Origin of the sequence: Sediminibacterium sp. C3 (assembly GCF_000508085.1) — a bacterium.
Lineage (GTDB): Bacteria > Bacteroidota > Bacteroidia > Chitinophagales > Chitinophagaceae > Sediminibacterium.
In genome coordinates this window covers 984,009-1,007,394 of sequence record NZ_KI669560.1, presented here as the reverse complement: position 1 = coordinate 1,007,394, position 23,386 = coordinate 984,009, and the positions used below count along the sequence as shown (strand labels likewise).

Below are 23,386 nucleotides of genomic sequence, written 5' to 3'. Positions count from 1 at the left end.
GGCTTAGTATTTTTTGTCTTCCATTGTATCCAATATGGTAAGGTAACTCACGTATCGTTCTTCGGATACCGATCCAATGCCTACCTGTTGTTTTACAGCACAGCCTGGTTCATTAATATGCATGCAATTGTTAAACTGGCAATCGCCCAGCAATGCCCGCATTTCCGGAAAATAATGAGAGAGTTCCGATTTGGCGATGTCTACAATCCCCAATTCCCTTACCCCCGGGGTATCGATAATATGGGTTTGATCATTGATATCGAACATTTCTGCAAAAGTAGTCGTGTGTAATCCCTTCCCGCTCCAGTTGCTGACTTCCTGGGTTCTTAAATTGAACTGCGGAAACAAATGATTGATAAAAGTTGATTTGCCCACTCCACTGTGTCCGCTTAGTAAAGTGGTTTTGTTCATCAGTTCGGCTTTCAGTTCCTCCAGTCCCATCCCTGTTTCTACACTGATTAATTTAACCCTGTATCCTGCTTTGGTATAGTTCTCTTTCAGGAATTCAAATCGCTCCAATTCCTTTGCCTTATATAAATCGGCCTTATTAAAAACCAATATGGCAGGAATATGATAGGCTTCACAGGAAATGAGAAAGCGGTCTATAAATCCGGTAGATGTTTTAGGCTCTTTTAAAGTAGCGAAAAGCAAACTCTGATCCATATTGGAAGCAATGATATGGTGCATCCTTTTGTTATGCGGAGACACCCTTGCCACATAGTTTCTTCTGTCGTGAATGGTTTGAATAATGGCAGACTCTTCCTGCACAGCTTCTATTTCAATGACCACCTCATCGCCTACTGCAATGGGATTGGTAGAAGTATGCCCTTCAATTTTAAATACCCCTTTGGCACGGGCATTGTAAAACTGTCCATTTTCTGCTTTTACCTGGTACCAGCTACCAGTTGATTTGTATACTTTGGCCTTCACAGTAACGAAGATAAAGGCAGTCTGCGCAATTTTTGCGAAATATTAACCCAAATAAAGCCGCTCCGAACTGAACAGAAGGGTTTACAGGGCTTAAAATGAATATCTTTGAGCCATGGCGAAATTTGCGCACGATGAGATAGTGCCTTTTAAAGACAGTGAGCTGGAGAAAAAAGAGCAGGTAGCAGATATGTTCAATAATATCGCACACCGTTACGATTTTCTGAATCGTTTTCTGAGTGTGGGTATCGATGTGGGCTGGAGGAAAACTGCTATCAAAGAGTTAAAAAACTTGTCTCCTAAAACTATACTGGATGTTGCAACCGGAACCGCGGATGTTGCCTTGCTTACCCAGGAAATATTGCACCCTGAACAGATTATCGGGATTGATATTTCAGAAGGGATGCTGAATTTCGGAAGAGAAAAAATAAAAGCCAGGGGGCTGGAAAACATTATTCAGTTGCACACCGGAGACAGTGAAAATATCCGTTTTGATAACAATTATTTTGATGCGATTACGGTAGCTTTTGGCGTTAGAAATTTTCAGGACCTGAGCAAGGGTTTAAAAGAAATGTATCGGGTATTAAAACCCGGTGGTAAAGCAGTGATTTTGGAATTTTCCAAACCCAGCTCGGCAGGATTCAAACAGCTGTATCAATTTTACATGAATTATATTACGCCTTCTATCGGCAAGGTGTTTTCTAAAAACAAAGACGCGTACCAATATCTGAACGATAGTGTTCAGGCTTTCCCCGAGGGAAATCAATTCTTAAATATTCTGAATGAAGCAGGCTTTACCCAAACCTATTTGAAGAAACTAAGTTTCGGCATATGCACTATTTATTGCGGAAGCAAATAGTACTGCTGGTATGGGGCCTGTTGGGTCTTGTTCAGTATGGCTTTGCTCAAAAACAATTACACCGGTTGAACCGGGAGGACCAGTTGTATTATTTTGGCATCACGCTGGGATACAACAGTTCGTATTTACAGGTAAACAAATCCAATCAGTTTACCCAAAGCGATAGCATACTGGTAGTAGAACCTGGTTCCAGCGGCGGTATCAATATGGGCTTAATGACAACCGGCAGATTGGGAGAACATTTTCAGATTCGTGCCAATCCCCAACTGATTATCGGAGGCGCCAGAAGTATTCGTTACCAATTGGGTAGTACCCGGCCGGGAGAAGGAAGTACGCAGATTCAAAGCCTTCCCTCTACATTGGTCAGTTTCCCATTCCATTTAAAATTCAGCTCGGACAGAATCGGCAATTTCAGAACCTATTTAATTGGCGGATTTCGCTACGATATTGATCTATCCTCTAATTCCACTGCCAGAAATGCGGATGATTTAATCAAATTAAGAAGAAACGATTTTGGACTGGAAGCAGGTATTGGTTTCAATTTCTATTTGCCCTTTGTAACCGTCTCTCCGGAAATCAAAATCAGTTACGGACTGTCTAATATGCACCAGACCGATGTCGCCCTCAAATACTCCAATGTGTTAGACAAAATTCAATCCAGAATGGTAGTATTCTCAATTCATCTAGAAGACTAAAGCATAAATGCTGCCAATTGAATAAATTGCAGTATGGAACATATTATCATTAAAAACGCGAGCATCGTAAATGAAGGTAAAATCATTGAAGGTGACCTTCTCATAAGCAAAGACAGAATTGAAAAAATAGGTGGCGATATCAGCATCAAAGCCAGGGCCGAAGAAATTGACGGCACGGGCATGCATGTACTACCTGGTGTTATTGACGATCAGGTACATTTCAGAGAACCTGGCCTTACCCATAAAGCAAATTTATACACAGAAGCTAAGGCTGCTGTTGCCGGTGGCACCACGTCCTATATGGAAATGCCCAATACTTCTCCTGCTGCTATTACGGTTGATTTACTGGAGCAGAAATACAGCAGGGCTGCTGAATGTTCACTGGCCAACTATTCCTTCTTCATGGGTACTTCCAACGACAACCTGGAAGAGATTTTAAAAGTGAACAAGAAAAAGCATGAAGTATGTGGCGTTAAAATTTTCATGGGATCTTCCACCGGCAATTTACTGGTGAACAATACATTGCAATTAGAAAAAGTATTTGGGGGATCAGAGTTGCTGATTGCAACACATTGCGAAGAAGAAACCATTTTTACCGAAAATTTAAAACAGTTAAAGGCAACCGGTAAAAAGTTAACGGCTGCCGACCATCCAATCATTCGCAACGACGAAGTTTGTTTTGAATCTTCCTTCAAAGCCATCCAGTTTGCCAAAAGAAACAACAGCCGCCTGCATATCCTGCACATTAGTACAGAAAGAGAATTGCAGTTGTTTACCAATATGATTCCTTTAAAAGAAAAGCGAATCACTGCAGAAGTATGTGTGCATCATCTGCACTTTACTGCTGATGATTACGATCGTTTAGGGAATCAGATTAAATGTAATCCTGCCATTAAAGCTCCGCATAATAAAGAAGCTTTATGGAAAGCATTGCTGGATGACAGATTGGATATCATTGCAACCGACCATGCACCGCATACCTGGGAAGAAAAACAGGAAGACTATGAACATGCACACGCGGGCCTTCCACTGGTTCAGCATTCTTTACAATTGATGTTGCATTATGTAAAAGAGGGCCGAATCAGTTTACCCAAAGTAGTGGAGAAAATGAGTCATGCAGTGGCAGATTGTTTTCAGATTCAGGACAGAGGCTATATCCGCGAAGGATATATGGCAGATCTGGTGATGGTGAATTTGAACAAACCCTACACCGTTAATAAACAGAATATACTTTACAAATGCGGATGGAGCCCTATGGAAGGAATGACTTTCCCGGCTACTATTGAAAATACTTTTGTAAACGGGCATATGGTTTATGGAAATGGGGTGTTTGATGAATCTCAATGGGGCGCAAGATTGAAATTCAGCAGAGATTAGCCTAAACCCAACCCAATAACTGCCAATGCAAGTAGACAAAGTCACTTTACAGGACCTTTCTGTTTTTCACTCAGAAGAATTTCAGTCTGTCTTCCATCATATCAACCTGACCCTGACCAACGGGGGCAGAGAATATTTGCGCTACTTGCTGGCCCATCCCCTGGATACGGTTAAAGCCATTGAGCAGACACAGCTAACCATCCAGCAGTTGGGAACCATCATGGATCAATATCCGGTAAGTCCGTCCAATGGTACCGTACTGGTGATGGAAAAATTTTTTGAATCACCCATCAACAATTATCCTTCTGATATTGGAGTGGTCAGTGCATTATTATACAAATTTTTAAACCTGGCCGATTATTCCCTCTCCAAGTTTACCGTAGAACATGCGCTGGACTTTGTGCAGGGTATGGAAAAAATAGCGGGTCTGATCACCCTGGAAAATGGATCTGTCTGGCTTAACCAGACTGCGGAACGCATTCTTCAATTACTGAATAAGGAAATGGTGCACGACATGTTGCAGGCCAATAAGAAAAGTTTAACGCCCACATCCATTTTAAAATTTGCTCAGTTTCTACGAACAAGATTTAAAAACGCAACAGAGGAACTGATAGAAATTCACAGTAAGCTGGATGCTTATTTAAGTTTAGCGAAAGCAGCCAAAAAATTTCATTTTACCTATCCGGAAGTAGTGGAGACGCAGGAACCTTGCATTGAAGCAGAAGGCCTGTATCATTTTTTACTGGAAGTGCCAGTGGCATATGAAGTAAAACTAAATCAGTCTGAAAACTTTATTTTTTTAACGGGGGCCAATATGGCGGGTAAAAGTACTTTCATCAAAGCAGCAGGATTAGCGGCCTACATGGCGCATATAGGAATGGGGGTGCCGGCTAAAAAAAATGAAAATCAGCAGCCTCGATGGTATCCTGAGTAATATTCAGGTAACAGACAATATCATGAAGGGAGAAAGTTTCTTCTTCAACGAAGTGCAGCGAATCAAAAAAACCATTGAACGAATCAGAGACGGAAAAAAATGGCTGATCCTGATTGATGAACTCTTTAAAGGAACCAATCAGGAAGATGCGGTAAAATGCAGCACGGTCGTTATTGAAGGACTCAGAAAATTACCCAATGCCTTATTTATTTTGTCTACGCATTTATATGAAATCGGTCACCAGTTAAAGCATTACCCCAATATTCAATTCCGTTATTTTGAAACTGCTATTCAGGATGATCAGTTATTATTCAGCTACCAGCTGAAGGAAGGAATCAGCAATGATCGTTTGGGATTCCTCATCCTAAAAAGGGAAGGCGTGGTTCAAATGTTAGAAAATTTATAGTACCTTACTATAAATTTATACAGCATGAAATTCCTTGTACGTTTTGTAGGTATTTCCATGATTATTGTTGCCCTCTATAATCTGTGGGTAGTCATTGATGTACCGCCAACATTCAAGGTATTGGCAACTACCAAAGTAGACTCGGGTGCAATTGTAAGTATGGGTAATGATGCAGGTCAGGGGAATCTTCTCGGAATTCAACCTGCCTTAGCTCCTATTCATTATGCCAATAAAGAAACGCTGAAAGACAATCTTCGCAGTTATATGCAGGCAGCAAATGCCCGTGGGCTGATCAATAGCAAAACAGTAATTGTTTTTCCTGAATACATAGGAAGCTGGTTGGTTGCAATGGAGCAAAAAAGCAGTGTGTATGATAAAGAGAATCTGAACGATGCCATGACAGCTGTTATTACTGCCAACCTATTCAAATTTGGCGTAGCCTACTTTACAGCTCCTTCAGGAACCAAGGCCAAGGATAAATATGCTGCTTTTGCCATGAAAGCAAAACCGATTGCCCAAACCTATGATGAAATATTCAGTGAATTGGCCAAAGAGTTCAAAGCAACCATTGTAGCCGGATCGATTGTTTTGCCTGAGCCCTCACTGGATGAAGCCGGTAAATTAAAAATTGCAAGAGGAAAATTGTACAATACCAGCGTGGTTTACAATCCCGAAGGAAAAATACAGGGCCCTTTAGTGAAGAAGATTTTCCCTATTGATGAAGAAGCCGGATTTACTACTCCCGGAGATAAAAATCAGGTTCCTGTTTTCAATACCCCTGCAGGAAAACTGGCCGTGTTGGTTTGTGCAGATAGCTGGTATCCGGAAGCGTATTCAAAACTAACCGATGATGTAAAAATGATTGCCGTGCCTTCTTTGGGAGCGGTAGACTCAGTGTGGAATGCACCCTGGAATGGATACAATGGCTTCAAAGCACCCAACGATGTAGATACATCCGATTACCATAAAATTACAGAAGGAGAAGCCTGGCAAAAATATTCCATGGGGCCCCGAGCAGGTAAAGCCCATATTCCTTTTGGCATGAATGTATTCTTCACGGGTAATATGTGGGGAAAGAAAGCAGAAGGCAGGGTATTGGTTTTATCCCGTGATGCACTGCATGTATTACCACCTACCACTGATACAGGAAGGATTGTGAACCAGTGGTTATATTAGTTGCATGCAAACGAATTCATCTTACGATGTAATTATTATTGGCGCTGGCTATGCCGGACTAGCAGCTGGCCTTGCATTACAAAAAGCAGGTAAAAAATTTATTCTGCTGGAAGCCCGCAATCGATGCGGAGGCAGAATTCTAACTGAATATTTTACTGCAGATCAGTACACCGATTTAGGTGGCCAATGGATTGGACCCGGCCATGAACGCATGTATGCATTGGCTAAGGAATTTGGCATTGATACTTTTCATACATACGATGCAGGAAAAAGCAGTTTGTTGTTGAATGGAAAACTCAAATTGTATAAAGGCATTATTCCACCCCTTCCCTTGTTTGCCTTATTAAGTGTAGACCGCGCTATTCGAAAAATCAATAAGCTGGCAAAAACGATTGATCTGGAAAAACCTTTTGCGTCTCCGCGTGCATTGGAATGGGATTCCATGAGTTTGGCAGACTGGATGCAACAGCAGATGAAAAATGAAACAGCCAGAAAAATGTTTGCAATTGCTGCTGAAGCCGTTTTTGCTACAGACGCATCCACCCTTTCTTTTTTGCACGCGCTGTTTTACATCAAGAGTAGCGGCAACTTAGACTACCTGATGAATATTCACAAAGGGGCGCAGCAGGATCGCATTAAAGGGGGCGCACAAAGCATTTGTATTAAAATGGCAGAAGCATTGGGCAATGCCATTCAATATGAAAAAGTGGTAACACAGATTAGCCAGGATGAAGACGGAGTAAGGATTTCAGGAGAAGGATTTGAATGTACCGCTGCGCATTGTATTGTAGCTATTCCACCAGTTGCCGCAACCGATATTGCTTTTACGCCTGCTGTTTCTACTGAACAATGGAATCTGATGCAATCCAGTTTTATGGGAAGCGTGGTAAAATGCTATGCAGTATACGCAACCCCATTCTGGAGAAAGGAATTTAAAAATGGATTGGTAGCTGCACCGGATGAAATCACTTCTGTGGTATTTGACAATTCTCCCTGGAATGGAAGCAAGGGTATTCTGATGGGATTCAGTCTGGCTGAAAAAGCAAAGCTGCTGATGCAACACGATATTGCCGAAAGAAAAGAAATAGTAAAAGCAGGATTCGTTCGGATGTTTGGACCCGCTGCTGCTGAGTTAGAATACTATACTGATAAAAGTTTTACGGAAGAACCTTTTACCAAAGGATGTTATGCAGGCATGTTTCCTCCGGGCATGCTAACAAAATACAATGCTTCATTGGCTACTCCATTTCAACACATCCACTGGGCCGGGACCGAAACCAGCACACAATTCAATGGTTATATGGAAGGCGCGGTCAGAAGTGGGGAGAGGGCGGTAAAGGAAATTCTTGCTTTTGAAAAATAAAATACCGTGAAAACACGGTGATTTTCTTTCTTAAGAAAACTTAACCTTGTAAGAATAAAATTTCTCTTACTATGTATTATTTAAACAAGTCGTTTTTAGTTCTTGCTCTAATTGTCATCTCTTTTTTTCATGCGAGAAGACAAGTTCACTTGAAATGGAATCATTAACAAATGATGCTATTCGAACACTTGCAAGTGCAACCGGGGAAGCGCATAATACTTTAGTTGATTCTGCCGCTCGTTCCTTTGATGTTCAAGGAGTGAATTCATAAGAGTACCGAAAGGCAATCCTTTCTATTAAGCTTTCAAACTTTTCAGCTACTGTTCCTGAGAGTAAAGTGATATATGATAAATATGGATTATTTGAACCAGAAAATTATGTTCAAAAACATTTTAAAAAAATAGATGAGCATACAAAAAAATATTTAGTAGAAATTTTCTTGATTGCAAAAGAAGGATTTTCTCAGAGTACACTTTTGAAAATTGATTCTAAATTAGAAGCTATTTTTAATGATTAAGACTTAGGTCAACCTGAGAAGCTCTTACTTGCTGGCACTTTAGAGATAAGCAGAAATAGTCTTAAATATTGGAATGATGCCAGAATGAATAAAAGCAATCCTTATCACACTTTTTTTTCAAATTCTATCAGAAGTAATACTATTGGACCTTTTTTTCACTTTGATTGTACAACCATGATTGATATGTCAATGTATGCTATTTCATTTCAAGATAATTATTATACAAATGCACTTTCACTAGAAACATCTAATCAGATGGCTTTACAAGATGCTGCTTATCAATCAGGTCTTGCAAGCATGGCAGGTGGTGCTTGTGCTCAATAAAATAAGTTATTTGTATGCGCATATATTACATTTTTCTAGTTTTGTTTTTACCATTTTCAACATTTTTGTACAGTCAGAAAATACCTGCACTTGAATGCATGTATAAAATTAGTGTTCGAGATAAAGATGGAATACATAATACTTTACGGAAGTATTTGATTACGAGTGATAAGATTTTTTCTTTCATTGAAAATGATTCATCAAGAGCTAGTCTTGCTGATTTTAAACAACAAACAGTTAAAGTGAAAAATATAAATGGGAACGTTTATACTACAGGCATGACTAATTCTAGAAATCCTGTTACTATAAAACAGAAAAAAGACTCTATTAATGGATTTGTTGGAGATTATCTTATTACAAATATTGGTGGTGCAGAAAACATTTCCCTCATTCTTGATTCTTCAACAAAGATTCCAAAGTTCAAAGGCGAAGGATTTTTTGATGTGTTTGATAACGGACTAGGATATCTTCCTATTAAAGGTGTAAAGGAAGCATTAAGTCCAATTGAAGGGCAAGGAAATATAATTTGGACTATTTCACTACTCTCAAAAAAAGTAATTGAGGTAGATTCAAGTCTTCTAAGAGTTGAATGAGATATAACAAAAGGAATAAGAAATAAAATTGCATTTTACATCCGCCAGTTATTTTTAATTGTTACAATTAAACTAATTATCGCCTTAAATAAAAGTATACATATCTCTATTTAAAACGCTGACCCCAACTGGATTTATCTAAAGACCTGTAGCCAATCGCTTCAACAATATGTTGCTTTTGCACCTGATGGCTTCCCGCCAGATCGGCAATGGTTCTGCTGATTTTTAAAATGCGGTCATATGCCCTTGCACTCAGGTTTTGCATTTTCATAGCTTGAGCCAACAGATCTGTAACTTCTTTTTCCAACACAATATATTTACGCATTTGTGCTGTGGTCATTTGTGCATTGGTGTGAACGGTTTTATGGTTTCGATACCGCTCCGTTTGTATAGTCCTGGCTTTGATCACTCTGCTGCGAATCACTGAAGAATCTTCTTCCCTGGTATCCTTGCTCATTTCATCAAATTGCATGGCATTCACCTGTATATGTAAATCGATGCGATCCAGTAAAGGACCCGATACTTTATTCAGGTAACGGTTTACCTGACCTGATTCGCAGGTACACTCTTTCTCTTTGTGATTATAATAACCACAGGGGCAGGGATTCATTGCAGCCACTAACATAAAACTGGCCGGGAAGGCCAGTGAAATCCGGTTCCTAGCAATGCTGATCATGCGTTCTTCCAAAGGTTGCCTCAACACTTCTAAAACCGTTCTGCTGAATTCCGGCAATTCATCCAGAAACAATACTCCGTGATGTGCCAGAGAGATTTCGCCTGGCAGCGGATTCGATCCACCCCCTACCATGGCAATCTGCGAAAGCGTATGATGCGGGGAACGAAAAGGTCGTTGCTGTATCAAACCCTGCTGACCCGACAACTTACCCGCAACACTATAAATCTTAGTGGTCTCCAGCGCTTCCGCCATATTCAATGGCGGCAGAATACCCGGAAGCCTTTTCGCCAGCATGGTTTTGCCTGCACCAGGCGGACCTACCAGAATTATATTATGTCCACCTGCAGCAGCCACTTCCATCGCTCGCTTAACACTGAATTGGCCTTTCACTTCATTGAAGTCATTCTCATAGTGAAACGATTCCTGCAACAGCACTGCCTGTCCGGTTGCAACAACAGGCGATAAGGAATTTTCATCCTCAAAAAAACGAACCAGCTCCTGCAAGGATGCTACACCCCATATTTGTAACCCTTCTACCAGACTGGCTTCCCGTACATTGACTCTTGGCACAATCAATCCCCTGAAACCTTCTCGCTTTGCTTGAATAGCTATGGGTAAAATGCCTTTGATGGCATTCACTTTCCCATCTAAACTTAATTCTCCCATGACAACAAATTCACTGAGTTTCTGTGCATGGTTCAGTTGTTCACTGGCTCCTAATATACCCAGCGCAATGGGCAGGTCCAGGCCTGAACCTGTTTTTCGCAAATCGGCTGGTGCCAGATTTACAATTATTTTGGTTCGTGGCATATGATAGCCCATATTTTTAATGGCACTCTCCGTTCTATGCAAACTCTCTCTTACAGCACTGTCCGGCAAACCCACTACCGCATAGCCCTGCCCCATACTTACGTTTACTTCAATACGGATGGTAATGGCTTCAATTCCGTGTACAGAACTGCCAAATGCTTTTACAAACATAGACGCGATTTACTATCACAAAATCAGCAATTGCATGAAGAAAAATCCACGTGTTTATACCTAACTTTCCGCCATGAAAAAACGGTTGCTTTTCCTGCTATTCATTTGTGTTGTAAACCTTACACAGGCGCAGTGGTCTCCCTTTCGATTCGCCTTTATTTCTGATACGCATATTGGTTCTCCCAATGGCAGTGCGGAAGAAGACTTACGAAGAACCGTGGCCGATATCAACAGCATGCCGGAAATTGCTTTTGTGGTATTAACCGGTGATATCACTGAACTCGGAACAGATAAAGAAATTAAATTAGCAAAGGAAATTTTATCTGAACTAAAAGTCCCCTATTATATTCTGGCTGGCAATCATGATACAGGATGGAGTGAAAGCGGCGGTGTTAGTTTCGGTAAAATATTTGGCTACGATAAATTCAGTTTCAATTTTAATGGTATTCAGTTTTTAGGTTGCGCTTCCGGACCTTATGTAAGAATGAGTGATGGACATATTCCCAGAGATGCAGTGAACTGGTTAGACAAGGAATTGAAAAAACTGGATCCCAAACAACCCATAGTATTTTTAAATCATTACCCCTTAGACAAGGATTTAGACAACTGGTATGAAGCAGTAGATCGTTTAAAACAGCACAGAACACTGGCCGTATTAAGTGGTCACTGGCATACGAACAGAAGACTGGATTACGAGGAAATTCCGGCCGTAGTGGGTCGTTCCAATCTCAGGGCCAAAGCGGCTTACGGAGGATACAATATTGTAGAAGTAAGATCCGACTCCATGATTTTTGCAGAAAGAACACCCGGCATTGAAACCAAAAAACCTTGGACAGGTGTTGACCTATCAGAAAAAAAATTCAGCAATAAAAAATATCCGCGACCCATCTATACCATGAATGATAGTTTTCCTTCTGTAAAACAAAGATGGGTATATGCTTCAGAAGCCAATATCATTTCAACACCAGCAATCACACAACAACTGGTAATTGTGGGCAACAGTTTAGGAACCATTGAAGCCATTGATAAAACTTCAGGCAAAAGAAAATGGAAGTACCAAACCAAGGGTTCTGTTTATTCAAGCCCTGCCATCCATCAGAACAAAGTAGTGGTTGCTTCCGGTGACGGAACCATCTATTGCCTGAATCACACAAACGGAAAACTCATCTGGCAATTCAAGGCGGATGCTGCTGTGTTGGGATCCCCGCTGATTTATGACAACAAAGTTTATATCGGAGGTAGTGATCATCATTTCCGTTGTCTGGACCTGGCTACAGGAAAACAGAAATGGAGCTTTAGCGGATTGGAAGGGCCTGTGGTAAGTTCGCCTGTATTTAGTAATGGTAAAATCATTTTCGGATCCTGGGACAGACACCTGTATGCATTGGATGCTTTCAGCGGAGCCCTTTCGTGGAAATGGAACAATGGATCCATGGTTAGGAATTTTGCACCGGCATCCTGTATTCCTGTAGTGCAGGATGATATTGTTTACATCGTTGCACCAGACCGCTATTTATCTGCCATTGATATGCAAACAGGTACTACGCTATGGAGAACCAAAGAAGCTACCGTGCGTGAATCCATTGGCATTTCTGCCGACGGCAAATGGCTTTATACCAAAACCATGACCGATGGTTTTGCAGTATTCCCAACCGGAAGAAGTCCGCAGAGTCTTGCCTGGAAAAAAGATTTTGGCATTGGCTACGAGCATGTTCCCTCTATGCCTGTAGAGAAAGAAGGCAAAGTATATTTTGGCACGAAGAATGGTATTATTTACGCTATTGATCCTTATACCAGAGAAAAATTGTGGCGCTATAAAATAGACAACTCCATGGTGAATACCGTAAACTTTGGCAACACCAACGAGCTGGTCGCTTCCACGATGGATGGGAAAATTGCGTTCCTGGATTTGCAATATTAATCGCTGGAATTCTCTTTGATTAATACTGACCCGTCTCTGATTAATACTGACCCGTGCTCAGCATCACCAGTGTACAGGCTTCAATGGGTTCAATTCCATTTTGCTTAGCCAGTTCAACCAATGCATCATTTTCCGTACCCGGATTAAAAATGATGCGCTTGGGATGTAAAGACAAAATATAATCGTAAAAGCTTTCCTGTGCAGCCGGATTCAAATAGAGTGTAACTGTATCCACGTTATCTTCTGCAGGAGGTTCCGTAACTATCGATACGTCAGCTACTTCAGCCGCTTTCCTTCCCACCGCTACAACTTCATGGCCGTATCTTCGCAAACGCGAAACCGCTTCATAACTATAACGGGCCGGATTATCAGAAGCACCCAGCACTACTGTTTTTTTCATTAGAAATACTTTACTTCCTTTGACGAGTTACTCTTTGTCTTTCAACAACTCTTTGTGAGAAGCATCACAATAGGGTTTGTTTTTAGACAAGCCGCAACCACAAAAAGAAACTTTTTCTTTTACATCCACCGTACCATCGGGTTTGTGAATATTCATTTTAGCCGTTACAACAATTTGTCCGAAGGGCTTTACAATAATATCAATAGCGTCTTGAGCTGTTTTTTGTTCTTGTTCCATGCTGCAAAGATACGAATGCTTTTGCGGATGTAAAGAAGCATGGGTGTAACAAACAATTTATGAGGATAAATGATTATTTAAAAGTATAACGAATACCCAAAAAGCCCCGGATTCCCTGATTGGGAGCAAACATATAGGTTGGATCAAAGCTTAATGCATAGGGGTTATCTGGCGTAGCCTGAACCTGACCATTAGGTTGAAACTGTACATTTTTATCGAAAGGATCATTGGCACGTGCAATCATGAAAGGGACATATCGGGTAGGCAAAAAATTGAGCAGGTTTTTGATTCCTCCGTAAAGCTCCATTCCTTTAAAGTAATGAAAACTGAATTGAATATTCTGTAAGCTATACCAGGGGGAGTAAGGCTGTCGGGGATCGAGTGGTCCCAGCAAAGGCAAACGCATGGGACTGTATACATTGCCCGTGTAATCTAAATCCAGGTGAATCGCCGGAAACTTATAAGACAATGTCCAGGTTCCAGAGAAACGCTCTGTTAGGATTTGTTGTTCTTTTTGCCCATTCTGATACAAAGCCACATCCATATAGGTTCCACCTATATTTAATTTTAATCGGTTAAACAAAGCAATGTCTGCTCCAACTGAAACCCCTTTACTCACTGCATGTCCTTGCAAGTTGGTGTAAATAATTTTGTTGGGATCGGTTTCAAAATCACCCACAATCCGGTTATTGAAATAAGTATAAAAGGCAGAAATATCCAATGTGGTTGCATTATTATTTCTACCGTATAGTTTGTGGATATAGTTCAGGTTTACATTAAAGGATTGCTCTGGCTTCAACTTTTCCGAAATCTCCACTTTTCTGGCACCAGTTAATGCTGCATGATCTTCCGTAAATAAGTTTACCACTCTGAAACCTGTCCCCATATTCAATCGAAGGAATTGTTGCGGATTAATTGTGTACTTGTAAGCAAACCTTGGTGTTAGAATATTTCCATGTGTGGAGTGATAATCGTAACGAAGACCCAGCAATATTTTGTGTTGTTCGTTTAGCGCAATTTCATCCTGTACAAACAAACCAGGTAATACCACTTTTTGTGGTTCTGTTCCCCAGGTACTGGGATGTGGAGCCGATGTTCCTGGTGTATTGTCGTTATAATAGGTATACCTTGTTGCAGCACCAAACAACCAGTCGTGGTTGTTTATTTTTTTATCCCAGGTAATTTGAGCAAACGCTACCTGCTGTTTCCCCATGTACAAAGTATTTCCATACATGCTATTCTGGTGATGATGATTGAGCGAAAAAGCAAGGTTCATTTTTTCTCTCACCGGAAGCTGATAATTCCCCATCAGTTCTACCCGATTGGTATAAATGCTCTCACCATAAATTAGATCAGTACCTCTGTAATTTTTATTCCAGTTCATCTGACCTCCCCATCGGTCTTCGTATAAATAACGGGCAGCCAGATTAAATTGGCGATTTTGTTTTTGCTGAATGGACCATTTCTGAAAAATACTGATGCGTTGCTGTAAACTCAGATCCGTAAATCCATCATTGTTCTGATCAACCGGGTTGGAATAATTAAAGTAGTTAATCCCGGTTAGCACATTTGCTTTAGTTCCTACTTTATTGGTAAAAGCCAGGTCAGCATTGGTTTCTCCCCAGGTAGTGGTCATAAGATCTATACCCACGCTTTGCTTTTCGCTTACCTTTTTCGTAATAATATTGATCAGGCCTCCAATGGCTTCACTGCCATACAAAGAAGAAGCTGGGCCTTTTACAATTTCAATTCTTTCTATCATGGAAGCAGGAATACCCGACAATCCGTATACCGTTGAAAGCGCACTTACAATGGGCATACCATCAATCAATACCATGGTATAAGCACCGGGCAATCCATTGATTTTTATTTCCCCCGTATTGCAAATATTACAATTGCTCTGAGGCCTTACTCCGTTTACATGCAACAATCCTTCGAATACATGAAAAGCAGGATTCTTTTTTAGAAATGCTGCACTGTACACTTCAACCGGAACAGGGCTTTCTACTCGTTTTACCTCTTTCATGGTGCCTGTTACTACTACTTCTTCCAGGTCACGGCTCATGGGTTTTAATAAACGGGAAGTATCGGCGGCTTGTGCACTAAGACAAACAGGCATAGTCAGCAGTGGCAAAAACAAAGCATTTGCAGCGCAAAAGCATCTTAGCATCACTGTTTGTATTACTTGCAGAAAAGGCATTGCCTGGATTGTATTTGGTGAATTTCGGAGTAAAACTATAAATGTTAGACGAGCCTAACAAATATTTATTTTGATTTTAGTGTATTTTTAACCCATGCAAGTGTTATCGTATACAGAAGAAAATTATTTAAAAGGGCTCTTTAAACTAACCATTGAAGTTGGAGAAAAGGAAGAAGCTGGCACCAATGAAATTGCTGCCCATCTGGGAGTGAAACCCGCTTCTGTAAACGATATGCTGAAAAAGTTAAAAGACAAAAAGCTGATTCAATACGAACGATACGGCAAGTCTTCCTTAACCAAAGAGGGCAAAAAAAGAGCCATTGAAATTGTAAGAAAACACCGTCTTTGGGAAACTTTCCTACACGAAAAGCTGGCTTTTAATTGGGATGAAGTGCATGAAGTGGCAGAACAGCTGGAACATATCCAGAGCAAAAAACTAATTGACAAACTGGATCAGTTTTTGGAATATCCATCTATTGATCCACACGGAGATCCTATCCCCAATGCTAAGGGAGAATGGCCACCCAAGGCTTAATAATCTATTTCCAACTTCAGGCGATCCCTTAATTCTTTTACCAGGGGATACTGTTCTGCAATGCGTTCGAATCTTTGTTTACTGTTTAAACGCATGTACAATGGCACATCTTCCTTTTCTCCTTCTTCTACAAGTATAGTAAAATTGATAGCACGATTGTTAAACCGGGCATGCAACTGTTCCAGTAAAACCATTTTCTCAGACTCAATAAATTTTTGTGCAGTAACTGCTGATACCCGAACCGTAAAATGAATATCATTGTCAATTTCTAAACTGGCAATCTTGAAAGTACCTACCGCCGAATGTTTCAACTGCTGTTCCAGTTGTTTGATATAGGAGTCCCAGAATGCTCTTAGTGTTTCTTCAGTAAGTGGTTGTGCTTCTTTTACTTCTTCAATTTGATAAGCAGCTCCCGCTTTTTCCTTTAAGGCTTCCAGTAAAGATTTCTTAGGCCCTGATTTTAAAGTGCCGGGTGCTGGGGCTACTTCTTGTGCCGGTGCCTGTGGCTTATTACCAGCTCCGTTAGGCTGCGCTGGATGCTGTTCAACATAGAGTTTAGCAGCAGGAGCCTGTTTGCCCATACCCGTTTGTTGTGTTGAAGGTGTAACGGCAGTAGAAATATTTGCTGCAGAAGCTGGGCCGGCCGGAACCGGTGGCACCAATGATTGAATAGGTCTTGCCTTGAAAGCTATGGGACCATCAACCCGTTTTTTTTTGATACCCCCGATTTGTCCTGGGTCAATTCAATGGCTTGTTGCAAGAAGCTAAGCTTGATCAATGCCAGCTCTACATGCAATCTTTTATTTCGGGCCATCTTATAATTCACTTCGGTATCGTTCAGTATGTTCAACGCACTTACCAGATAACTCAAAGAAGTTTGTGCAGCTACCTGCTCGTATTTTTGTTGCATTCCTTCCACCACTTCCAGTAGAGAGGCAGACTTAGCGTCTTTGCAAACCAGTAGATTTCGGATGAACTCAGCAAAGCCGTTCAATACCAGATCCCCTTCGAATCCTTTTCGGTTGATCTGATCATACAGCAGCATGGCTCCCGCCATATCCTGTTTTTGCATACACTCCAACAACTGAAAGAAATAATCTTCGTCTAAAATATTCAGGTGCTCCAGTGTATTCTGATAGGTCACCGTTCCGTTGGTAAAGCTGACAATTTTATCCAGTATACTCAACGAATCACGCATACAACCCTCACTCTTCTGTGCTATTACCTGCAATGCTGCTTTTTCTGCATTGATATTTTCCTTGGTAGCAATTTCCTGTAAGTGTTCTACTGTGTCGTTGTTGGTAATTCTTTTAAAATCAAAAATCTGACAACGGCTTAAAATAGTTGGCAGAATTTTATGCTTTTCCGTAGTTGCTAAAATAAAAATGGCAAAGGGAGGAGGTTCTTCCAGGGTTTTCAAAAATGCATTGAAGGCACTGGAACTTAACATATGTACCTCGTCCACAATATATACTTTGTATTTACCAGCCTGGGGAGCAAAACGAACCTGTTCTACCAGGGCCCGGATATCGTCTACCGAGTTATTACTTGCCGCATCCAGTTCGTGGATATTCATGGAAGTACCCGCATCAAAGGAAACACAGCTGGAGCAGGTATTACAAGCTTCGCCCTCAGCTGTTGGGTTGGTACAGTTGATGGTCTTGGCCAGGATTCTGGCACAGGTGGTTTTACCCACTCCTCTTGGACCACAAAACAAAAAAGCATGTGCCAGTTGCTGATTGCGAATGGCATTCTTTAGTGTGGTGGTAATATGTTGCTGCCCCACAACTGTATTAAAGTTCTGAGGACGGTATTTACGGGCTGATACTACAAAATTCTCCATAGAAATTGGTGCAATATAACTTATTTATAGTCCATCTCAGGATGCCTTTCAAAAGGATATTTTTCATCGAAAATATATCGGAAAGTCACCATCTGTCTGCTTTGTTTTCCGCCCAAACTTTTGTAAATATTCACCATTTTAGGGTTCCAGTCACCTGCCCACCCCATTTCGTACTGGTGATACCACCCTTTTCCCTGTAATTGAAGACCAGCAGCATAAATCAGATAACTGTCTACTCCCAGTGCCTGGTATTTGGGTACTACGCCAAAAGCCAAACCAGTTAATCGCTTATTGGTTCCTCTCCATTTCATCCATAACAACTGCAGCTTTTGGAGGAGTCCGAACTCTCCATTAAAATGTTTGAAATACTGGTTCAGATCAGGAATATTAATGAACATGGCAATCGGGTCCTCTTTGTAATAAGCAAACCAGACGACTCTTTCATCCATGATAGGTTTCATTTTTTTGAAGAGTTTCACCACCTGCTCTTTCGTGATTTCTTTGGCCTCCCCATGCTGTGCCCAGGCTGCATTGTACACCGTTGCAAAATCTTCTGCATATTTTTCTAAATGACGAAGCTTTACATGTTTAACCGAATACCCGGGTTTTGCATTGAACTTTTCATACCGTTCCGGAAATTTCTCTGGAAGCGGATCGTCTACATTCATGTAGTAATAATACTGATTGTAATAGTTCTGAAACCCATATCCCTCAAACAATTCCTTGTAATAAGAGGGATTATAAGACATGCCATACATGGGTTCCTGTTCAAATCCATCCACCATTAATCCCCACCATTTGTCTCTGTCTCCAAAATTAATGGGGCCATCCATGGCTTCCATTCCTTCAGAAATCAACCATTGCTTTGCAGTGTCAAACAATACATTTGCTGTTGCCTGATCGTTGATACAATCGAAAAAACCAATGCCACCGGTTTTAAAATCTGTTCCCTTATTAATATATTTTTCATTGGTGAATGCAGCAATTCTGCCAATAGGTTCGCCATTATCTGCAAAAGCAACCCAGCGTTTTGCCTTTCCCCATTTGAAGTTTTTGTTTTTGGAAGGATCAAATACTTCATTTACTTCGTTGTTTAAAGCACGGATATAGTTGGCATTCCCTGCATTCATCATGGCATTCACTTCAAGAAAGTCCCATGCTAATTGTGCATCCTTTACTTCTGCTACTTGCATAATGAATAGTTTAAGGTTGAAATAATTTTATAGCCATCTTCTGATCGTGCTTATAGATATCTCTTCTGAAATGCAATTCTCCCGAGGCATCTACCCAGGAAGTAAAATACACCAGAAATACGGGAATTTTCTTTTTCAAGGTTACCCATTTTTCCTTTTCGAGATACATCAGACTATCAATGGCCGAGCTGGTATAGCTGGGTTGATCGCGCAAGAGAAACTCAGCAAATTTTTTGGGCTCTGCAATCCGAATACAACCGTGGCTTAATCCCCTGTTGGTTTGTGAAAAAAGATTTCGGTTGGGCGTATCGTGCAAATAAATATTATAGTTATTGGGGAATAAAAATTTTACTCTTCCCAATGCATTGTTTGCTCCAGGCTTTTGTCTTATTTGTGGAAGCCCTTTTACATAACCAGTAACTTCCATATTGTGCCTGGCAATATAATTTTTGTTTCTGCTGATGGCAGGCAGGAGCTCTTTTCTAACAATACTCTCTGGCACATTCCAGTAAGGACTAAATACCACAAACTGAAGATTGCCATTGAATATTACAGTATTGTTAGCTTCGGAACCTACAATTACATTCATCTGCAGTATATTTTTTCCTTCTTCAAAAACACGCAGCCTGAATTCCGGAATGTTTACCAACACATAGGTACTGTCTTGCATGGATGGCATCCATCTGGCTCTCTCCATATTGATGAGCAACTGCTCCATTCTTTTCCGGATGGGTACGTTCAGGTCTTCTATCACTTTATTGCCAATAATACCATCTACTTCTATGCCATGTCTTTCCTGAAATTTTTTAACAGCCAACACAAGACTTGTGTCGAAAAAATTATTATTAGTCATGTCATCCCCCTGCAAAAAATGCAAGCGCTTTTTAATTCTAAGAATTAGCGTGCTGGAATCTCCGCTTCTGAGCGATTTTTTTACCCGGGGCAAAGAATCGGGCTGTTCAGTTTTTTGCATTTCAGCCAAACGAAACAACCATTTTTCCATTCTGGGATATTGCAAACTTACTGGTGCATAATTAACCAGCTCCGTCGCTTTATTCTCAATCACAGAATCGAGCAATGCGTGAAGATTTACTTTTTTTCTGGGTATATACCAGCCCAGATCAGCCAGCTGAATATTCGACCCTTTATACATTTTCTCAGCATACACAAAAAACTGTGCAGTGAACAACAATTCGGTATTCACCACCTCTCTATTCGCCACAATTTGCCTGGCTGTTTTATTTGCATATGCAGTATATAAATTCTGAAACTGCTGGTTAAATAATGAACTATCGGACAATCTACTTATGTAGTCGTTTTGTAAATTGAAAAAGTGATGTGCCTGTTCGGATAAACCCGTAGAATCAAACCAGGCAAATTCAAAATTGCGATCTGTATAAAAGTCTGTTATTTGTTTGCTGAATGGCTTTACCCAATCATTTTCTTTAAAAAATAACTGCATGGCTGCGCTATCCAAAAAAAGGGGATTATAAGAAGTAGTAATGGTAATTGAACTGTCTCTGATGATTTCTTTTTCAGAAGCATTGTTCCAACCACAGGAAAAGCCCAGAAAAATCAGTAATCCCAATAATGAAAAAAAAGACGTACGCATGCTGCTAAGATACAATATGTAACAAGATTAGCGATGCTGCAAAAGCACAGCTGCTGCGATTCCTGCAGTTTCTGTTCTCAAACGTGTTACACCCAGATTAATCATTGTGGCACCTGCTTTTTCAGCCATTAAAATTTCGGCAGGTGAAAAATCACCTTCTGGTCCAATTAACAATAAAGCTGGTTTGCTTTTATCAATTGATTGAATCAGCTGCTTTGGACCATTTTCACAGTGAGCCATTAAAAGATGACCCTCTAAAGGTTGTTGAATCAGTATTTTAAATTCAACAGGTTCATGTAAAACAGGCTTGAATACCTGCTTACTTTGCAGCATAGCTGAAACCAGAATATGCTCCCAGCGTTCTTTTTTAAAATGTGTTCTTTCCGTTCTTTCTGCAATCAGGGGGTAAAATGCGTCAATCCCGATTTCTGTTGCTTTTTCCAGAAACCACTCCATTCGGGCCGCATTCTTAACAAAAGATATAGCAATACTATTTTGTGGATTAGTTCTGCTCTCCTGTTTATGATCAAACAACTGAACAACCGTCTTTTTTTTATCCGCAGAAACCAGTTTGCCGATACAGGACAAACCAAGTCCATTTGTTAAAGAGATGGATTCACCAGGTTGCATACGCAAAACCACACTGCAATGCTTACTGGACTCTTCCGATAGTGTAAATAGTCCGGGAGTTACAGGCAAATCGGCTTCGTAAAAAAAAGGAATGTCCATAAAAATTATCAGAAGAAATCATTAAAAAGGAGCACCATCATCAAACCCTTCATCAAAATCACTGGATTGATTCATTTTACTTCCCTTTTGAATAAAAAAGGCGGTCTCACCATTACCCTGACTCATAGATCCGGGCTGAATGGGCTTCCAGTTACCAGGGCCAGGTTCTGCATCCATTTCTTCAAATTTCTGAATTTCCAATTTAGCTCTCAGCTTAATGGTTTCCAGTGAACCGTTTCTGTGTTTGGCTATTCGGATATGGGTTTCACCATTAGTAGATTCCCCCATTTCATTGGTCATATTTTCATAATACTCCGGACGATAAATAAACATTACCATGTCCGCATCCTGTTCAATAGCACCCGATTCACGAAGGTCACTCAACTGTGGCATTTTACTTTCTTTACGAGTCTCAACTGCACGACTCAACTGGCTTAAGGCAATAATAGGAACCCTCAATTCTTTAGCCAGTGATTTCAAGTTTCTGGAAATACTGCTGATTTCCTGTTCTCTGTTACCGCCTTTATCGTTACTTCCACTCATTAACTGCAGATAGTCTATAATGATAATACCTACCTGATGTTTATTAACCATTCTTCGGGCTTTGGCTCTGAATTCAAAAATATTCAGGGCTGCGGTATCGTCAATATACAAAGGTGCGTTCTCTAATTTCTTTATGCCCTTGCTATGTAATTGCTGGTATTCATGATCCTCCAGTTTACCCCTGCTGATTTTCTCCATTTTAATTTCACTTTCAGCACTTAGAATACGCTGAACCAATTGTGCAGCACTCATTTCCAGTGAAAAGAATCCAACACCAATTGGCTTTGTTGGATGCAAGGCTGCGTTACGGGCAAGGTTCAGGGCAAATGCAGTTTTACCCACGGAAGGACGTGCAGCCAAGATGATTAAATCGGTGGGTTGCCATCCATAAGTAATTCTGTCCAGAGAAGTGAATCCACTGGGCACGCCTGAAATTTCATCAGTCTTGGTTCTGAGTTCATCAATACGGGTAATGGCTTCAATTAATACCCCTCCAATGTCTTCAAAGTTTTTCTTTAAATAATTGTTGGTGATATTGAACATTTTGGTTTCAGACTCATCAAGCAAATCAAAAACATCCGTTCCTTCTTCATAGGCATCTCCGATAATTTCGCCACTGATTTTGATTAGCTCTCGCTGAATGAATTTCTGTAAAACAATTCTGGCGTGGGCATCAATATTTGCGGTTGATACCACAGAGTTGGTTAGTTTGGTAACATAATAAGGCCCCCCTACCAAATCCAGCTTGCCCTGCATTTTCAATTCTTCAACCACTGTCAGAATATCAATCGGAACCGATTTTTGCTGCAGGCTTTGCATGGCAAGAAAAATGTACTGGTGTGCATCTACATAAAAACATTCCGGTTTAATAATTTCCGAAACGGTGTCGAACGCACTTTTTTCCAGCATCAATGCCCCCAGAATGGCTTCTTCCAGTTCCTTTGCCTGAGGCGGCACTTTACCATACACCATGGTACTTAAATCAATAGCGGGCTTTCTCCTTTTTCTGTCTTTATTTAAACCGGTAATCTCCATGATACTTTCTTAAACTTTAATCAATCCAATGCTTCCTTCTATGTTAACGAATGGTTAACTAAGTAAGAAGGGGGAGCGAATATATGGCTAAGCGCTATCTGTTAAAAATTTTTTCCGCTTCTCTTTATTCCACAGCGTATCCTCAGCTTATCCACAGCTTAACCAGGGCTATTCACACAAATTACTATGGTTATCCCCCATTTTCAAAAGTTTTCCTCGTTTATTTGAAGAAATTAACAGAACCCCGTTAACAAAGAAATTTGGCGGAAATCAGGTCAATTTCAATCAAATGAACTAAGTACCAATTGCA

Annotated in this window: 23 protein-coding genes; 12 read left to right on the top strand and 11 right to left on the bottom strand. The window is 40.6% G+C overall.

The features are described 5' to 3' along the window. Positions 1 to 3 precede the first annotated feature (3 nt). Positions 4 to 930 carry a ribosome small subunit-dependent GTPase A gene (rsgA, locus tag F777_RS0104750; protein WP_026751042.1) on the bottom strand — a complete coding sequence of 309 codons (927 nt, stop codon included), beginning with the start codon at positions 928 to 930 and terminating at the stop codon, positions 4 to 6. A gap of 112 nt (positions 931 to 1,042) precedes the next feature. Between rsgA and ubiE the strand changes: the two genes are divergently transcribed. The 10 genes from ubiE (at position 1,043) to F777_RS0104700 (ending at position 9,171) form a co-directional block, all read left to right on the top strand. Then, positions 1,043 to 1,786, top strand: a complete 744-nt coding sequence (gene ubiE / locus F777_RS0104745; protein WP_026751041.1) for a bifunctional demethylmenaquinone methyltransferase/2-methoxy-6-polyprenyl-1,4-benzoquinol methylase UbiE — start codon at positions 1,043 to 1,045, stop codon at positions 1,784 to 1,786. Then, complete coding sequence (locus tag F777_RS0104740) at positions 1,759 to 2,481, top strand: type IX secretion/gliding motility protein PorT/SprT (protein WP_037369132.1); 723 nt, start codon at positions 1,759 to 1,761, stop codon at positions 2,479 to 2,481. Before ubiE ends, F777_RS0104740 begins: the two co-directional genes overlap by 28 nt. A 33-nt stretch (positions 2,482 to 2,514) precedes the next feature. Beyond that, positions 2,515 to 3,858 carry a dihydroorotase gene (locus tag F777_RS0104735; protein ID WP_026751039.1) on the top strand — a complete coding sequence of 448 codons (1,344 nt, stop codon included), beginning with the start codon at positions 2,515 to 2,517 and terminating at the stop codon, positions 3,856 to 3,858. Between the two features lie 25 nt (positions 3,859 to 3,883). Continuing rightward, complete coding sequence (locus F777_RS15735; protein ID WP_051408434.1) at positions 3,884 to 4,792, top strand: MutS-related protein; 909 nt, start codon at positions 3,884 to 3,886, stop codon at positions 4,790 to 4,792. Next, positions 4,758 to 5,198 carry a MutS-related protein gene (locus tag F777_RS18320; protein WP_051408433.1) on the top strand — a complete coding sequence of 147 codons (441 nt, stop codon included), beginning with the start codon at positions 4,758 to 4,760 and terminating at the stop codon, positions 5,196 to 5,198. Before F777_RS15735 ends, F777_RS18320 begins: the two co-directional genes overlap by 35 nt. Positions 5,199 to 5,222: 24 nt before the next feature. Then, entirely contained in the window at positions 5,223 to 6,374 is a 1,152-nt protein-coding gene (locus tag F777_RS0104725; RefSeq protein WP_026751038.1) for a carbon-nitrogen hydrolase family protein, read from the top strand. A 4-nt stretch (positions 6,375 to 6,378) separates the two neighbouring features. Further along, the gene (locus F777_RS0104720; RefSeq protein ID WP_026751037.1) at positions 6,379 to 7,737 is read left to right on the top strand and encodes a flavin monoamine oxidase family protein; all 1,359 of its coding nucleotides are present in this window, start codon (positions 6,379 to 6,381) and stop codon (positions 7,735 to 7,737) included. A 337-nt stretch (positions 7,738 to 8,074) separates the two neighbouring features. Continuing rightward, complete coding sequence (locus tag F777_RS0104710) at positions 8,075 to 8,254, top strand: hypothetical protein (protein WP_026751036.1); 180 nt, start codon at positions 8,075 to 8,077, stop codon at positions 8,252 to 8,254. A gap of 84 nt (positions 8,255 to 8,338) precedes the next feature. After that, positions 8,339 to 8,578 (top strand): hypothetical protein, encoded by a 240-nt coding sequence (locus tag F777_RS0104705; protein WP_026751035.1) that lies wholly within the window; start codon positions 8,339 to 8,341, stop codon positions 8,576 to 8,578. Positions 8,579 to 8,592: 14 nt separating this feature from the next. Then, positions 8,593 to 9,171 (top strand): hypothetical protein, encoded by a 579-nt coding sequence (locus F777_RS0104700; RefSeq protein WP_152530856.1) that lies wholly within the window; start codon positions 8,593 to 8,595, stop codon positions 9,169 to 9,171. Between the two features lie 106 nt (positions 9,172 to 9,277). Here F777_RS0104700 and F777_RS0104695 read toward each other — a convergent pair whose 3' ends face one another. After that, positions 9,278 to 10,828 carry a YifB family Mg chelatase-like AAA ATPase gene (locus F777_RS0104695; protein WP_026751033.1) on the bottom strand — a complete coding sequence of 517 codons (1,551 nt, stop codon included), beginning with the start codon at positions 10,826 to 10,828 and terminating at the stop codon, positions 9,278 to 9,280. 73 nt (positions 10,829 to 10,901) lie between these two features. Between F777_RS0104695 and F777_RS0104690 the strand changes: the two genes are divergently transcribed. Further along, complete coding sequence (locus F777_RS0104690) at positions 10,902 to 12,749, top strand: outer membrane protein assembly factor BamB family protein (protein WP_026751032.1); 1,848 nt, start codon at positions 10,902 to 10,904, stop codon at positions 12,747 to 12,749. A gap of 40 nt (positions 12,750 to 12,789) precedes the next feature. On the opposite strand, the gene F777_RS0104685 is transcribed toward F777_RS0104690, so the two are convergent. The 3 genes from F777_RS0104685 to F777_RS15725 all read right to left on the bottom strand — a co-directional run bounded on the left by F777_RS0104685 (position 12,790) and on the right by F777_RS15725 (position 15,505). Continuing rightward, on the bottom strand, positions 12,790 to 13,149 hold the full coding sequence (locus F777_RS0104685) for a CoA-binding protein (RefSeq protein WP_026751031.1): 360 nt from the start codon (positions 13,147 to 13,149) through the stop codon (positions 12,790 to 12,792). Between the two features lie 27 nt (positions 13,150 to 13,176). Next, positions 13,177 to 13,386 (bottom strand): CDGSH iron-sulfur domain-containing protein, encoded by a 210-nt coding sequence (locus F777_RS15730; RefSeq protein WP_051408432.1) that lies wholly within the window; start codon positions 13,384 to 13,386, stop codon positions 13,177 to 13,179. A gap of 73 nt (positions 13,387 to 13,459) precedes the next feature. Beyond that, positions 13,460 to 15,505: a TonB-dependent receptor plug domain-containing protein gene (locus F777_RS15725; protein ID WP_051408431.1), complete on the bottom strand. Its 2,046-nt coding sequence runs from the start codon at positions 15,503 to 15,505 to the stop codon at positions 13,460 to 13,462. A gap of 175 nt (positions 15,506 to 15,680) precedes the next feature. Between F777_RS15725 and F777_RS15720 the strand changes: the two genes are divergently transcribed. Beyond that, complete coding sequence (locus tag F777_RS15720) at positions 15,681 to 16,121, top strand: metal-dependent transcriptional regulator (RefSeq protein ID WP_081720462.1); 441 nt, start codon at positions 15,681 to 15,683, stop codon at positions 16,119 to 16,121. Here the strand turns inward: F777_RS15720 and F777_RS18315 are convergent. From F777_RS18315 to dnaB, 6 genes are read right to left on the bottom strand one after another with little or no spacing between them, the layout of a single operon-like run. Then, positions 16,118 to 16,780, bottom strand: coding sequence for a hypothetical protein (locus tag F777_RS18315; protein ID WP_173399624.1), 663 nt, complete (start codon positions 16,778 to 16,780; stop codon positions 16,118 to 16,120). The two genes, F777_RS15720 and F777_RS18315, sit on opposite strands and share 4 nt — an antisense overlap. Positions 16,781 to 16,809: 29 nt before the next feature. Further along, positions 16,810 to 17,964: a DNA polymerase III subunit gamma/tau gene (gene dnaX / locus F777_RS18310; RefSeq protein ID WP_051408430.1), complete on the bottom strand. Its 1,155-nt coding sequence runs from the start codon at positions 17,962 to 17,964 to the stop codon at positions 16,810 to 16,812. Positions 17,965 to 17,984: 20 nt separating this feature from the next. Continuing rightward, on the bottom strand, positions 17,985 to 19,157 hold the full coding sequence (locus F777_RS0104655; protein WP_026751029.1) for a hypothetical protein: 1,173 nt from the start codon (positions 19,155 to 19,157) through the stop codon (positions 17,985 to 17,987). 10 nt (positions 19,158 to 19,167) lie between these two features. Continuing rightward, positions 19,168 to 20,769 (bottom strand): L,D-transpeptidase family protein, encoded by a 1,602-nt coding sequence (locus F777_RS0104650; protein WP_051408429.1) that lies wholly within the window; start codon positions 20,767 to 20,769, stop codon positions 19,168 to 19,170. Between the two features lie 27 nt (positions 20,770 to 20,796). After that, the gene (locus tag F777_RS0104645; RefSeq protein ID WP_026751027.1) at positions 20,797 to 21,498 is read right to left on the bottom strand and encodes an RsmE family RNA methyltransferase; all 702 of its coding nucleotides are present in this window, start codon (positions 21,496 to 21,498) and stop codon (positions 20,797 to 20,799) included. A 21-nt stretch (positions 21,499 to 21,519) separates the two neighbouring features. After that, on the bottom strand, positions 21,520 to 23,076 hold the full coding sequence (dnaB, locus tag F777_RS0104640; RefSeq protein WP_026751026.1) for a replicative DNA helicase: 1,557 nt from the start codon (positions 23,074 to 23,076) through the stop codon (positions 21,520 to 21,522). Positions 23,077 to 23,386 lie beyond the last annotated feature (310 nt).